At 59.6% G+C, this 14462-nt stretch carries 10 protein-coding genes; 5 read left to right on the forward strand and 5 right to left on the reverse strand.

Going from position 1 to position 14462, the window contains the following annotated elements; genetic code table 11:
• Nucleotides 1–427: 427 nt before the first annotated feature.
• From DL88_RS19820 to DL88_RS07380, 4 genes are all read right to left on the reverse strand, one after another.
• On the reverse strand, nt 428–2374 hold the full coding sequence (locus DL88_RS19820; protein ID WP_245270680.1) for a peptidoglycan L,D-endopeptidase MepK: 1947 nt from the start codon (nt 2372–2374) through the stop codon (nt 428–430).
• A 732-nt stretch (nt 2375–3106) separates the two neighbouring features.
• Entirely contained in the window at nt 3107–5056 is a 1950-nt protein-coding gene (locus DL88_RS20780; RefSeq protein ID WP_051955700.1) for a L,D-transpeptidase family protein, read from the reverse strand.
• Between the two features lie 294 nt (nt 5057–5350).
• Nucleotides 5351–6871, reverse strand: a complete 1521-nt coding sequence (locus tag DL88_RS07375; RefSeq protein ID WP_034994105.1) for a sigma-54-dependent transcriptional regulator — start codon at nt 6869–6871, stop codon at nt 5351–5353.
• A 219-nt stretch (nt 6872–7090) separates the two neighbouring features.
• Entirely contained in the window at nt 7091–8548 is a 1458-nt protein-coding gene (locus DL88_RS07380; RefSeq protein WP_034994108.1) for a SulP family inorganic anion transporter, read from the reverse strand.
• Nucleotides 8549–9021: 473 nt separating this feature from the next.
• Here DL88_RS07380 and DL88_RS20935 point away from each other — a divergent pair, with 473 nt between their 5' ends.
• The 4 genes from DL88_RS20935 (at nt 9022) to DL88_RS07400 (ending at nt 12360) form a co-directional block, all read left to right on the forward strand.
• On the forward strand, nt 9022–10023 hold the full coding sequence (locus tag DL88_RS20935; protein ID WP_034994323.1) for a ParA family protein: 1002 nt from the start codon (nt 9022–9024) through the stop codon (nt 10021–10023).
• Nucleotides 10024–10136: 113 nt separating this feature from the next.
• A complete protein-coding gene (locus tag DL88_RS07390) occupies nt 10137–11117 on the forward strand; it encodes a ParA family protein (protein ID WP_034994111.1) in 981 nt (326 codons plus the stop codon).
• Entirely contained in the window at nt 11104–11556 is a 453-nt protein-coding gene (locus DL88_RS07395; protein ID WP_084705039.1) for a hypothetical protein, read from the forward strand. Before DL88_RS07390 ends, DL88_RS07395 begins: the two co-directional genes overlap by 14 nt.
• Nucleotides 11557–11820: 264 nt before the next feature.
• Nucleotides 11821–12360 (forward strand): hypothetical protein, encoded by a 540-nt coding sequence (locus tag DL88_RS07400; protein WP_034994113.1) that lies wholly within the window; start codon nt 11821–11823, stop codon nt 12358–12360.
• 106 nt (nt 12361–12466) lie between these two features.
• Here the strand turns inward: DL88_RS07400 and DL88_RS07405 are convergent, their stop codons facing one another.
• Nucleotides 12467–12799 carry a hypothetical protein gene (locus DL88_RS07405; RefSeq protein WP_156970984.1) on the reverse strand — a complete coding sequence of 111 codons (333 nt, stop codon included), beginning with the start codon at nt 12797–12799 and terminating at the stop codon, nt 12467–12469.
• Between the two features lie 422 nt (nt 12800–13221).
• On the opposite strand from DL88_RS07405, the gene DL88_RS07410 reads away from it, so the two are divergent.
• A complete protein-coding gene (locus DL88_RS07410) occupies nt 13222–14424 on the forward strand; it encodes a pyridoxal phosphate-dependent aminotransferase (RefSeq protein WP_034994118.1) in 1203 nt (400 codons plus the stop codon).
• Nucleotides 14425–14462 lie beyond the last annotated feature (38 nt).

Raw genomic sequence — 14462 nt, forward strand, 5'->3', positions numbered from 1 at the left:
CAACGTGTTTTCGCATGAATCCAGCAATGCTCCCATCGACGATCGGCGCATTGTCAGGGCAGGAAAATCGACAGGCGAGGTGCCATCACCGAGCCATGATCCAGCCGGGCCGGATCATGGCGGATCTCGGAAGGCCATGGCACGAAAATGGTTCGGTGCTCGAAGGTTCATGCGCGATGGATGAAGAATGTCATGCGCATCGGGGAATGGGGGAAGATGTGCATTCGGCAATGCGCATCATGATGATTCCGATTGATCATCGTTAGAGCATTTTCAGTTTGGATTGCATCATTACGCGAGTCAAATGAGTTGAAAATGCTCTAATTTTTCCCGTGGAGCATCTTCGGAAACATCCGAAGATGCTCTAGCGCCCCAGAATGGTGCTGGACGGCTGTCTCCGGAATCCCAGAAGCGGAGTGTTGCCTTGTTACCGCAGCGGGTTCCCGCTCACGCGCGGCGCCGTCCTGTCGATGACACGCACGGCATTGTTTGGGGCGCGCTGCGCAACATTATCCGCCGTCATGAAGCGATTGGTTGCCGGCTCCTCCGATGACGATTTGAAGGCGGTGGTCACACCGGCGGTCAATGTCTTGGAGAGAATGGGCGCGGAAGCCTTGGCCGCCGTCCTCAGGCCGTTCGCGCTGGCACCGAACATTGCGGGGCCGGCGTTCTTCATTTCCGTGGTCCCGGTCATGACCCAGAAATTGGACGGATCGAGCCGGGCGGGCGCCATCTCCGCTTTTTGAACCGGCGCCAGTATCGACGACAACGATCTGGAGGCCGTCTCGGCCCGCGATCCCTTGGCGGGGCGATCGGCGGCCGGTGCGAGTGCGGATTTAACCGCCGCGGTTTTCATCGTGGCAGCGGTCCGCAATCCCTGCATCGGCGCATAGGCGAGAATCGTTTGCGAGGCGTTGGGAACCGGCGCCGTTGTATAGCCGGATGCCGCTGTGGCGTTCGCCGATGGTTTATCCTCTTTCTTTCCCTGGGTGATCAGGCTTGGCAGAGCGGCCGCCGTCTGCACGGGAGCTGCTGGTGGCTCCTGCGCGGGACGCACCGGTGGGACGGGCGGCTGCGGTTGCGCCACGGCCTCTGTTTCCGCCGGAACGATGGGTTTCGTGGGCAGAGGCCGCAAAAGCGATTCACCCGCAGCCTCGGCTGGCGTGAGCGCCGCCAAAGCCATTGGCCTGCTGGGTGGTACGGGAACGGCGGGTGCTGGTGCCGCAGCCGCGGTGTTTTCGATATCGGCGGCGAGATCGCTGGGGCGACGCGGCGGCAGCATGAGAGCGGTTTCGATGGATTTTTCCGCTTTGCCTGCCGTATTTTCGAGCTCGGGCGCGATGCTGGCCGTCATAAGCTCGCGATCAAGCACGGGCCTGGCGGGCGGCAGGACGGCGACAGCTGCCCGGGTCGGTTCTGGCGTGTGCGGAGTCTCAGGCGCTTGCCTTGTGGCAGCCAGCGGGGCGGGTGCTGGGGCTGTGGCATGGGATGCCGCGAGCGGGGCGCTCGTGAAGGGGGCGCGATTGCCGTTCGAGGGAACCGGCAGATCCTCCAGCTCGCCGCGGGAAGCCACCTGCGTCCGCTGCGGTTTCGGCCGCGTATAGCGCGGCGGCGGCTGGACCTCGCCTTCATCCTCCTCGTCCTTCGCGCCAAACAGCCACGCGAAGAAGTTTTTCGGTTTCGATTCCGCCATATAGACCGGCGTGCCGCCGTTCGCCTCGATTTCGGCGCGGGCCTCCTCGAAGCGCGGCATCGTGCGGCCGTCCGCGGCCAAATGCACGGTCTTGCCGTCCGGGAACAGGCGTGCCAGCTGGTCATAGCTCATACGCGGCCAGGAACGGACGTGGCCGACATCGAGATGGACGAAATTGGAACTCGAATAATAGCCGACGCCACCCCTTTGCATCCGCATGCCGATTTCGCGGATCCGTTCCATCGACATGCCGGGCATGGTCGTATCCATGGCCTTGCCCAGCATGTGCTGGGAAAATTTGGCGACCGCCCGCGAACGGGCGCGCAGCATGGCGTTGGTTTCGGGTGAGCGGTAGGCGGAATAAACGACGATCGGCTGATGGGCACCTGCCGCGCGATAGGTTTCCCAGACGACGTCGAACAGCCGCGGATCCATATTGGTCTGCTCATCGCGGCGGAAATCGCGGAGAAACCAGTTCAGCTTATGCAGGACGGATGGGTCATAGTGCCCGTTGATCCGGAAGGTCGCCTCGATCGATTCACCGGTATGGGCATGATAGAGACTGATCGTCCGTGTATCGCCATTGGCTTCCGCCGTCTCCGTCGAGATGGGAAGCGTGAGGCTGATCAGAAAAGTGGCGAGACCAGCCGCAAGTGGCAGCTGCGCGGTCCGGGCGGGCAATCGGCTGGATATTGGTCGGCCGTTCAGAGGGCGCAATCGATTTCTCTCGCGGTTCTGGGTCGTTACCTGCGAAGCGGAAACTCCAGCCTGAACGGCGGGACGCGAAACGTCCCATCGTCATGGATCGGCCTGCAAAACTCTGTCTCCGCCGAAATCGCCCGGGATGTCCGGCAGGATTTCCCATGCGATGGATGCGGACTTGTGACAACGAACTACCGGCCGGAGGCTGAAATCTTCACCCTTCGTTTATGATGACCGAATCTTTAACCGAGAACCGTTAACGCCGAGTACATAGCCGAACACCGGACGACGAAAACGCTTCCCCCCGTTTGCAGAAGTGAGGTTCTTCCAAATGGCTTGGCCACGAGGAGAGCCCTCGACGCCACCTAAAGTGGCGAATATGGCAAGTCTGTGTCGTGGCTGTAACGATTTGGCACTGATTGTTCAAACAGCCCGCGGCAAAGCGCCCGATGCTGGTCTTGCAGCTTCGCCTCTGCAGGCGCGGGAGGATGAAGTTACGGTTGATCTTGCTTCGTGAGAGCAAAATCAATGCTGCCTCGATTTGGATTGCAAACTTCGGACAGTTTACTTGGTTGGGCTTGCACGGGCCTGACTCAACGCGATCCAGCCTTGGCTCTCATCGCTTGCCGCGGGCGACGCGCAAGTCGATGGCCGGTGCGATGCGGGTAAGGAGCGGCGGGGGAAAGGGGGCTTTTATCCCGCCAAAAATAGCTAATCCTGGAGGCCGAGCGCCGTGCTCACCTCATGCGCATAGCCATAGATGTCATCGCGCAGGGAGACATGCCCGAACGGGTCGACGGAGGCTGTGAAATATTCGATATGGATCGGCAGCGGCTTCGGCAGATTGATATAGCGTTCCTTTTTGCCGAACAGGCCGGTGATGCGTTTCTCGCTCCATTTCGGCCCCAGCACCTGTTCGGCGAATTGATAAGGATCATCGATCCGCACGCAACCATGGCTGAAGCTGCGTTTATCTTCCTCGAAATAACGCCGTGACGGCGTATCGTGGAGATAGACGGCATAATCATTGGGGAACATGAATTTGATGCGTCCGAGCGCATTGCGTTCGCCGGGGGGCTGACGCACGACGAGGCGCCCATTCTTCTTGAACACCTCATAGCCGAGCCTGTGCAGGTAATTCGGATCATTGGCCAGTTTCGGCAGCATTTCCTTCTTCAGGATCGACGGCGGTACATTCCAATAGGGATTGACGATCAGGAACTGCATGACATGCGAGAAGATCGGCGTCGGCGTCTCGGTCTTGCCGACGACGACCCGGTGACGGGCCACTTCGATATCGTCGCGGATGAGCACCACCTCGAAATCAGGCACATTCACTTCGATACGGTCATGGCCGAGATCGCGCGGCATCCAGCGCCAGAATTCCATATTGGTGACGAGTTCACGCTCGAGTTGCGGTGAATAGCTCCCGGCCGGCAGGCGCGGCCGCAGCAGGATGGCGCTGGTCTGCGGCGTGAACTGGCCGGAGGCCGGCAGGCCGTTGGCGCGCTGAAAATCGGCGACGGCCATGGCCACTTCCGTATCGTAGATTTCTGCCTTGCCGCGTTTGCCGCCGAGGGGGCCGGAATCAGGGGAATCGGAATCAAGCCTTCCATCGAGGCTGAGCTTTGCGCGGATCAGGGCCACCCTCGGATCACGCATCCCAACCTTGAGCACCGGGCCGCGTGGCATCAGCCGATTGGCCGAAGGCTGATGGTCGCGCCGGATCGCGACGAGCTTGTCGCGCAAGGCAATATAGCCCGGGTGTTGAGGATTGAATCCGCGCAGCCGGGAGCCCGAATCGGCACTCGCCGAGGCGACGCTGGCGAGAATGAAGGAAGGATCGGCGACATCCGGCCGGGACCCGATCAGACGGCTGATCCTGTGTGGATCGATGCGGGCGCCGCTCGCCTGGCGGCCATAGGCGAGAACAGCTTCGGAAAGGGCGAGATCGAAGACCGCCTGCCTGGCGGGATCGAGCAATGTTTCGGCGGATGGCAGAGACGGCGGCCTTATGCTCGTGTCGAGTCCGTCCTCACCGGCGGCAGCCAGTCGCGGGATCACGTTGCGCGCCGCTTCCGTCGCGGCGCCGTCGCTGATCCACAGCAGCTTGAAATCACGCGCCGCATAAAAGGCGGCAATCGCCTCGCTCTCGCGTTTTTGTTCCAATGAGCGGCTGGACGCGCCCCGCTCGGCGAGGAGAGTACTCAGCGCGGCCTCAGGGGAGGCGGGCGCTGTATTATTTGCAGTCGTGGCGGGAGCAGGCTCGATGGTTTGCGCGTCTTTCGCGGCTTTTGCGTCGCTCGCAGCGCCTTCCGGTTTCTCCGGGGATGGGTCTGGAGCGGTTGCGCCTTGCGTCTGCTCTCCTCTACGGGACAAGAGTGGCGACGGATCATCTGTGCCGCTATGCCGGCCAGCTTGGATCATTGGCACATCGGCGCGAGGCTTTTCCGGAGAGGAAACCGTCCTCGGCTCGCTCGTCGGCCCGGAAGATTCCGCAGATATTTTGGCAGAGGCCGATTCCGCTGAAGTCGGATCGGCGAGAGCCGATCCGGTGCATATTACAAGGCTCGAGGAGGAGGTGCCAAGCCCGGCGATCAGCAGCATGGCGAGAGGGCGCGGCCGTGATGTGCGGCTTTTGCTCTTCACAGGCGGCGTCATCTTCGTCCCTCTCACATTCTGTCAAATATCGAGGTTCCGCTGCGGCGGCTGCGCCACACTATCATCCGGTGCAGCTTGCCGATATCGGGACCATCTTGAAATAAACGAACCGTGATTACCGAATTGAACCTCGCGGCGGCGGTTCCGCAAGACAAAAGACCGTTCCCGGGACTACCGCGATCTCGACACGCCGGTTACGCCTTCCCAGCCGCCTTCTCCGGGAGCATTCCGCAACAAGAACTCAAGAAAACTGTGTCCTGACCCGGCGAGGCAAGGGCCGTGGAAAGCGGGGGCTCACGCGGCGGCTTCGGCCCGGTTCATTGCCTCGGGCGCGGAACTTTCTTCGCTGCCGGACTGCAGGCCATATTCCTTCAGCTTGCGATAAAGGGTGGAGCGGCCAATCCCCAGCTTGCGGGCCATGGCCGACATCTGGCCGCGATAATGGAGCAGTGAAAAGCGGATAATCTCGGCCTCGAGCCGTTCGAGTGGCTGGACCTCGCCTTCCTCGTCGAGAAGGCGCAGGACATTGGGATCGCGCAATTCGACTGGCACGAATTCCGTCTCGCGCGCCGGCTGCAGCGCGACCGGAAGCGGGGCCGGTGGCACGCTGATGGCACAACCCTCTACATGAGCCGCGATCTGGGGAAATTCGGCGACGGTCAATTCATCGCTTTCGGCGAGGACGACGGCGCGGAAGACGGCATTTTCGAGCTGGCGCACATTGCCTGGCCAGTCATAGGCGCAAAGCAGCGCTTCCGCCTCGGGCGACAGGCCTCGCACTATTTTGCCTTCCTCGGCGGCGAAACGCAGCGCGAAGCTGCGAGCAAGATCGGGGATATCCTCCCGCCGCGTCCGCAGCGGCGGCACGTGGATCGGAAAGACGTTCAGGCGATAATAGAGATCTTCCCGGAACCGGCCGCGCTTGACTTCCTCGATCAGATTGCGGCTGGTTGCCGTGATCAGCCTGACATCGACCTTGACCGGCCGCTTTGCACCAATGGGCTCGATTTCTCCCTCCTGCAGGACGCGCAGGAGCTTGATCTGAAGCGCTGGCGGCAAGGCGCTGATCTCGTCGAGAAACAATGTACCGCCACTGGCTTCGGCAAATTTGCCGGGCTGTTTCTCGTTTCCCGGTTTCTCCTGCTGGCAGGCATTCCGGTCCTGACCGAACAGGAGACCATCAAGGACAGCTGCGCTCAGGGTGGCGCAATTGACGGTCACGAAGGGTTTGCCGCGCCGTTCGGAAGTACCCTGGATGGCGCGCGCCACGACATCCTTGCCGACGCCCAACTCCCCCTCGAGCAGGACGGGAATGGTCGATTTCGCTGCGCGTTCGCCAAGGCGGATCACTCTTTCCATCGCCTCGCCGCCGGCGATGAGATCCCTGAAAGACAAAATGCCCGCCGCATGATGGTTCATGCGGCGGATTTCGCTCATCAGCATTCCGGTATGCAACGCATTGCTGATCGAGACCTGCAGCCGCTCGGCGGCGACCGGCTTGACGATGAAGTCGCGGGCGCCGGCACGCATGGCGGTGACGACCATGTCGATCGCTCCATTGGCGGTTTCGACGATGACGGGAAGATCCATTCCCTCCTCGTGGATGCGGTTCAGCACGGCGAGGCCGTCGACTCCAGGCATCACGAGGTCGAGGATCAGAAGATCGGGCGCGCGGAGGGTGCTTGCAAAGAGACGTTCCAGCACCGCGCCGCCGTCGTCGACGCATTCCACCGCATAGCCGAACCGCCGCAAATGGCTTTCAAGCTGACGGCGCTGGACCGGGTCATCATCGGCGATCAGGATCGTGGGGGACATGCAACCTCATCTTCGGGACACGTCGAACGCGTGACCCGTGCGCATTGGCATTGGAACCCATTGTGAGGAGTCATTCCCGGCACGGGGCTTCGTCCGAACCAATTGCCCTCTCTTTATGGTCGCTGAAGAGAGTAAATGGGCGCTTAATGATATGTGCGCCTTTGTCCGGTTCTTTCTCTCTCCCATCCGTTTGCGACCAACGATGATCCGGGACCGCAATCATTCTGGCGCGGGAATATTCAGCCCATATTTTTCGACGAGCGTGGCGCTTGCCTCATTGAGACCGATGATTTTGACGCTGGCGCCGTGCCGCTGCAATTTCTCGACGACCTGATCGAGCGCGCCGATCGCGGTGACATCCCAGAAATGCGCGTGGCGAAGATCGATCACGACGCTCGTTGGCGCATTGAAGAAATCGAAAGCCTCGATGAAGGCGCCGGAAGAGGCGAAGAACACCTGGCCGTAGATGAGATAAGTGACGGCTTGGCCATCCGGCGACAGTTGCTTTTCGACCCGGAACAGGCGGGCGACCTTGGCGGCGAAGAAAATGCCGCTGAGCAAAACGCCGATCAATACGCCCTGGGCGAGATCGCGTGTCGCTACGACGACTACGACGGTGGCCAACATCACAATATTGGATGTCAACGGATGATGCGTGAGATTGCGCAGTGAGGACCAGTTGAAGGTGCTGATCGAGACCATGATCATCACCGCGACAAGGGCCGGCATCGGGATCTGTCGCACGAAATTGCCGAGGACGACGATCAGGAACAGCAGCAGGCAGCCAGCGGCAAAAGTGGAAAGACGCCCGCGTGCCCCGCCTGTGACGTTGATGACTGATTGGCCGATCATCGCACAACCGCCCATGGCGCCAAGAAATCCGGTGACGCAATTGGCGATCCCCTGGCCGAAACATTCCCGGCTCTTGTTGCTGGCGCTGTCGGTCAGATCATCGACAATAGTCGCCGTCAGCAGGGATTCGAGCAGGCCGACCGCCGCCATGGCGAGTGCGTAGGGCAGGATGATGCGGAAGGTGTCGAGCGACAGGGGCACGTCCGGGATGGAGAAGAAGGGCAGGGCACTCGGCAGATCGCCCATATCGCCGACCTTACGGACCTCGGCGCCGGTGATCATCGAAAACGCGGTGAGCAGGATGATGGCGACGAGTGCCGAGGGAACCGCTTTGGTTACATAAGGAAACAGATAGATGATGCCGAGGCCGACGGCGACCATGGCATAGGTCTGCCAGCCGGCGCCGACGAATTGCGGCCATTGCGCCATGAAGATCAGGATAGCGAGCGCATTGACGAAGCCTGTCATCACCGAGCGCGAAACGAAGCGCATCAGGAGACCCGCGCGGAGAAGTCCGGCGACGATCTGAATGACCCCCATAAGAATGGTCGCGGCAAAGAGAAAGGCGAGGCCGTGCTCGCGCACCAGCGGCGTCATCAAGACGGCGGTGGAAGCCGTGGCGGCGGAAATCATCGCCGGGCGTCCGCCGAAAAAGGCGGTGACGACGGCAATGGAAAAAGACGCATAGAGACCGATTTTCGGGTCGACACCGGCGACGATCGAAAAGCCGATGGCCTCGGGAATCAGCGCCAGAGCGACGAGCAGGCCGCACAAAAGTTCGCGGGTGACGTTGGGTGCCCATTCGGCTTTGATGGTGGAAAGCATCTCAGGCTCCTTCCGTTGTGACGTTGAAGACTGTCCGTGTTTTCGCGAGCCTTATGCCAGAAAGAGAGGCCGCGCCCGGAGATTTCCATTCCGTTTGATCAAGGCACGGCTTCATCGCTGCCCGATCCGGAATGTGTGAAACTGCAAGAAGTCTCCAGGACAATAACAGGGAGGCAACGACAAAGGGTGTTGAAAGAACACCGTTGCAAGTAATTCCGGAACCGGAGCGCGTCATTTCGATCGAAAATTCTGCGCCGATTCGTACCTATTCCTTGTTTCCGGCACAAGGCGTGGTCCAGACGGGGAAATCGACTTATCGGACCATTGGCAGAGAGTTGCAAGACTATCCTGGCATAGGCCTGGACCCTTTAATTGTGGACGGTAAGCCAAAGGTGGCGAAGCGTGTAGGCAGCGCATTGCCTTCGACGTTGAAATGCCTCAACCATGCTGTGGGAGACGGACAGCAAAGCCAGATGACTTTCGTCGTTTCAACCATCAATCTCAAGGGCGGCGTCGGCAAAACGACGACGACGGTGGCGCTCGCCGAAACGCTCGCCTGCGCCTTCAACAAGAAGGTCCTTGTCATCGACCTCGATCCGCAGACCAATGCGACGATCATGTTCATTGGCGAGGAGCGTTGGGCCCGCCTGAACCGTGCCGGTCACACGCTTGCGCGTCTGTTTCAGGATGCTGTCGAAACAGGTTTGGCACGGTTCGATTTTGCTGCGACCCTGCAGAGCAATGTCTCCAATGTCTCGGGCGCGGAGACCGTGGATCTCCTGCCCGCGAGTCTCGACATGATCGATGTGCAGGATATTCTCGCGGCGCGTCACATTGGTGGCCTTTCGTGGCTCGATCCATTCGAGATGATGCGCAGCTTCTTCTTTGACTGGCCAGATTTGGTCTGGCCCATCCGGTCCTCGAATGGCGATGCCGGGACAGATGCCCGTGACCAGGATCACAGCGTGGCCAATGCGCCGGATCTTCCCATCGGCCTCCTCAAAACGGCGATCGGCGACCATATCGCCGCCTATGATGTCGTCATCATCGATTGTCCGCCAAGCCTTGGCGTCATTCCGCTGAATGGGCTTTTCCTGTCCGATGCCTATCTGATCCCGACCGTTCCGGATCATCTCTCCACCTATGGCATTCCGCAGATCATGGAACGGATCCGCCGCTTCTCCGAGCGGATTGGCCGTCACCTCCCGCCGATGGGCATCGTTCTGACGAAGGTCCAGCAAAGTTCGAGCGTTCACAGGGCTCAGCAGGCGAGGCTCGAAAAGATCGCCGATCCGCCGGTCTTCGAGGCGATGATGAAGCAATCGAACCGTATTGCCGCCATGGCCGAATTCGTTCCGGAAAAGCGCACGTTTCGGCAGAAATATGGAGCCGAGCCCGAAGGCAATGCGGCAAGCCTTCTCCTGATTGGCGCTGAATTTCTCAAGCGCACAAGGTCGTTCGACCGGGCGCTTTGAGTGCGGATAGCGGAGTAGGTGGAGGTGAGAAACGCCTGCTCCTATCGGCAATATTGTCTTCCTTAACGAAATATAGAAAAATTATATGGAAGAAATTTACTCGGCTGATTCGAATGACTTTCGTCGCTTCCATCATCAATCTCAAGGGTGGCGTCGGCAAGACGACGACAACGGTCGCGCTCGCCGAAACGCTTGCCTGCGTCTATAATCAAAAAGTCCTCATCATTGATCTCGATCCGCAGACCAATGCCTCGATCATGCTCCTTGGTGAGGAACGCTGGATCGACCTCGACAGGAGCGACAGGACGCTCGCCTGCCTGTTTTCTGATGCGATCACCGGACGTGCGCCGCGTTTCGATTATATGGCGACGCTTCAAAGGAACGTCTCCAACGTCAAGGGCGCGGAGATGGTCGATCTTCTGCCGGCGAGCCTCGACATGATGGACATGCAAGAAGTGCTTGCGGTGCGCCGTTTCGAGCCTTCCCAATCCTCCTATCTGCCTGCCTGGCAGAATCCCTCGCCGCCGCCGATCCCCGCATTCGGCATGGACAATGCCGCCGTGCTGACGCGGATCGCCAAGGATGAGCAGGAACTGGTTTTCGATTTGCCCGTCGGGCTTTTGAGCCGGGTGGTCGGACCCTATCTCGCTGCTTATGACGTCGTCCTGATCGATTGCCCGCCGAATCTCGGCACGCTGCCGCAAAACGGACTTTACCTGTCTCATGCCTATCTGATTCCGACGGTGCCGGATCATCTCTCGACCTATGGCATTCCCCAGATAGTGCAGCGAATCCATCGATTCGCGGAAAGGATCGGCCGTCACCTCCCGCCGCTCGGCCTCGTCCTCTCCAAATATCAAAGTGCCTCCTCGGTGCATCGAGCCAAGAAAGTGGAGCTGGAAAAATGGGGCGATCTGCCGGTCTTCGAGGGCTTTCTGCGGCAGTCGAACCAGACCGCCGCTGCCGGAGAGTTTAATCCCGCGAAACGCACTTTCCTCAAGAAATATGGTGATAGCGATGGTAATGGGCCATCCTTGATGCTGATCGGCAATGAGTTTCTCAATCGGGCAAGGCAATTCGATGCATCTCTCTGAAACCCTGCCGGCGGCCTGGTATCTCTTCGTCCAATGGATCGCCGAGGATCCGGAGCGCGCCCAGAAAGTCGGCCTGCAATTCATCGAGCGTGTGCTGGCGGACCCGAAGCTTGTGAAGGACCTTCAGGCGATCATCGCCTCCGCGCATCCCGGCGGGGAAAAGATCGAAGTAAAACCCGAGGTAAAACCAAAGAAGGCTGTGCGGGCGAAAAAGGAAAAGGCCGTGCTCGATCCGATCGAACTGGCGAGGGAAGGGGAGGCGGTTTTGCGCGAAAAACTGGCCGGACTGACGCTTGCGCAGATCAAGACCGTTCTTTCCGAATATGCGCTCGATCCGGGCGCGATCGTCTCGCGTAAACGAACCACGGCGCCAATGATCGATTTCATCGTCACGGTTTCGCTCAATCGCGCCCACAAGGGCGAAGCTTTCAAGGTGTGACGATTTGCGATTGCCGCAGGAGCCGATCCCCTCTATCGTGCCGCTAGCATTGTTTGGAACGCCCAAGAGGGTCGGAGGTCAACGAGGGAAGTTTCGATCATTGTGAAATAGGCCTGTTCTGAAACGGGTTTGTCGCGCCTTGCCGGATCTTGCGTATTCTTCCTCGCTTTCTTCCTTGATCCTGGCCCCGGCGCGCTCATCTCTCGAGCGTTTGAGTTTTTCGGCCAATGTCCATTTCACTCAAACGGAATCGAGATTTTCCCAATGACGGACGTCAAAGACACCCCATTCGCCAAGCTGGAAGCTGAAGGCCGGTTGCTGAAGCCGACCCTGAAAGGCGACACCCATGTCGACGGCCGCTTCGGTTTTCGCGGTGATATTTCCTATGATGATGCCGATACGATCCTGAAGGAAGTTTTCGCGGTATCGGAAGCCGGCAAGCCGGCGATCGGTTTTCTGTCGGGTTCCATCAAGGAATTCGAGACTTTACCGAAACTCGTCGAGACCTTCGGTCCGGCGCTCGACGCTAACAGCGTGAACATCATTTATGTGGCCGATTTGCCGCGTGGCGCGCGGTTTTATTTTCCGATCGGCGACATCAAATTCTTCACCATCTTCATCGACGATACGTCCGTCTATAATGAATTGATCGACATTACTTATGTCGACAAAGTGAAGCTCAAGAAATTCGACACCGCCGCCAAGCTCGACGCGCTCGCCGATGTCGGCCTGAAATATGATGCGGTTTCTGACTTCCAGGAAGTGACCTGGGACGATGCCGTCAAGCGCAAGAACGCCGGCTGATCGTTTACTTTCTCTCCCGTCTTCCACTTTCGCGGCCGCCAGTCAAAGGCGGCCGCTTTCGCATGGAAGGCAGGCCTGTTTCATGCCATTGGCAAGTGGTGCGCCGTCAATCCGTTCGGCTGCTGGCCAGAATCGCTTGCGGAATCTTTGTTTCAATGCTCTCGGCCGCTTGCTGGACCGGTGATTGCTGCCGCGGCGCATTCGCTGCCATGCCGGAGGCTTTTACCGGGCTCATCGTCCCCATCGGCAAAGTCATATGGGCGCGCAGGAGAACGGGTTTATGGGGCACATTGACCGAGGCTATGAGGCCATAAACGCCGATTGCCATTACCACGACGAGCGCCACCGATATCTGAAACTGGCGCCTGGCGACGCGGGGCGGGATGGCTGGCAGAAATCCTGTTTCGTGCCGTGAATGCGAATGGTCCCCGCTGGACATAGTCTGTTTCTCCCCCGACGGATCCCTTTGGCGATCGCGTCCTTCCTTCCTGCCGGCGCGGGGATCTGCCGGTTCCTCTGGAATCGACTGCTTGAAAGCGCCCCGCGCGCTTGCCATCAAACAGGAAGCACGGTTGCGGTCCATCGCTTCCTGGCGCTAGGGTTTACACCTTCCTAAAATCCGGCCTCACCCTGTGCATAAGCGGATCCTTGGATCGATCGGCGGAGGGAGGGGACGATTGTACGGCCATTCATCAGGCATTGCGGGCGGGGTCGAGATCGGGCAAAGGTCCGCCTGTGTCGGGCACCTCGGCCGGACAGCCCATGCAGGGGCCTATCCCGGCTATTTCTTGCCGGGCCCGGATTCTATATAGGCGGAAGCCGTTTCCCAGCTTTCAGAAAATCGCCAGCCAGAGAATTGCCATGTCCTTCCTTTCCGATGCCCTTTTGCGCGTAAAACCTTCCGCGACGATCGTCGTGACGCAAAAGGCGCGCGATCTCAGAAATGCAGGACGCGACGTCATTTCGCTTTCGGTCGGCGAACCCGATTTCGATACGCCTGACAATATCAAGCAGGCGGCGATCCGCGCGATCGAGCGCGGCGATACCAAATATACGCCCGTCGCCGGCATCATACCCCTGCGCGAGGCGATCGTGCAGAAATTCAAGCGTGAGAACCATCTCGACTACAAGCCGTCGCAAACCATTGTCGCGACTGGTGGCAAACATATTCTGTTCAATGCCTTTCTCGCGACCGTCAATCCGGGAGACGAGGTCATCATTCCGGCGCCCTATTGGGTCTCCTATCCGGATATGGTGGCGATTGCCGGTGGCACGCCGGTCTTCGTGGAGACGCGGATCGAACAGGGGTTCAAATTGCAGCCGGAGGATCTGGAGCGCGCCATCACGCCAAGAACCAAATGGCTCCTGATCAATTCACCCTCCAATCCCTCCGGGGCGGCCTACACGCATGCGGAGATGAAGGCGCTGACGGATGTGTTGTTGTGCCACCCTCAAGTGTATGTCCTGACCGACGATATCTATGAACATCTGATCTATGGTGATTTTACTTTCGTCACCCCGGCCGAGGTAGAGCCGGAACTCATCGATCGCACTTTGACGATGAATGGCGTGTCGAAGGCCTATTCCATGACCGGCTGGCGTATCGGCTATGCCGCCGGCCCGGAAAAGCTCATCAAGGCCATGGACATGCTGCAGGGACAGCAGACGTCGGGGGCCTGCTCGATCGCGCAATGGGCGGCCGTCGAGGCGCTCACGGGTCCGCAGGATTTCATTGCCGAGCGGCGCCGGATTTTCGAGGAGAGGCGTGATCTCGTCGTTTCGATGCTGAACCAGGCAGCCTATCTGAAATGTCCCGTGCCCGAGGGCGCCTTCTACGTCTATCCCTCCTGCGCCGCGGCTATCGGCAAGAAGACACAGGAGGGGAAGGTCATCGAAAATGACGCCGATTTCGTTTCCGCCCTCCTCGATGCGGAAGGCGTCGCCGTGGTGCATGGCTCGGCCTTCGGCCAGGGACCGAATTTCCGCATTTCCTATGCTACCTCGACGCAGGTACTGGAAGAGGCGTGCCATCGCATCCAGCGTTTCTGCGCCAGCCTGACGTGAACGCTCATCTATCCGGAATTCCGGTATAGCAGCGCGGG

Origin of the sequence: Beijerinckia mobilis (genome assembly GCF_000745425.1) — a bacterium.
In the GTDB taxonomy this organism is placed as follows: domain Bacteria; phylum Pseudomonadota; class Alphaproteobacteria; order Rhizobiales; family Beijerinckiaceae; genus Beijerinckia; species Beijerinckia mobilis.

Excerpts from the sequence above, each read along its gene's own strand:
- DL88_RS07380 (WP_034994108.1), bottom strand. The coding sequence starts at position 8,548 with ATGCTTTCCACCATCAAAGCCGAATGGGCACCCAACGTCACCCGCGAA.
- DL88_RS07375 (WP_034994105.1), bottom strand. The coding sequence starts at position 6,871 with ATGTCCCCCACGATCCTGATCGCCGATGATGACCCGGTCCAGCGCCGT.
- DL88_RS07405 (WP_156970984.1), bottom strand. The coding sequence starts at position 12,799 with ATGTCCAGCGGGGACCATTCGCATTCACGGCACGAAACAGGATTTCTG.
- DL88_RS20780 (WP_051955700.1), bottom strand. The coding sequence starts at position 5,056 with ATGACGCCGCCTGTGAAGAGCAAAAGCCGCACATCACGGCCGCGCCCT.
- DL88_RS20935 (WP_034994323.1), top strand. The coding sequence starts at position 9,022 with ATGACTTTCGTCGTTTCAACCATCAATCTCAAGGGCGGCGTCGGCAAA.
- DL88_RS07395 (WP_084705039.1), top strand. The coding sequence starts at position 11,104 with ATGCATCTCTCTGAAACCCTGCCGGCGGCCTGGTATCTCTTCGTCCAA.
- DL88_RS07410 (WP_034994118.1), top strand. The coding sequence starts at position 13,222 with ATGTCCTTCCTTTCCGATGCCCTTTTGCGCGTAAAACCTTCCGCGACG.
- DL88_RS07400 (WP_034994113.1), top strand. The coding sequence starts at position 11,821 with ATGACGGACGTCAAAGACACCCCATTCGCCAAGCTGGAAGCTGAAGGC.
- DL88_RS07390 (WP_034994111.1), top strand. The coding sequence starts at position 10,137 with ATGACTTTCGTCGCTTCCATCATCAATCTCAAGGGTGGCGTCGGCAAG.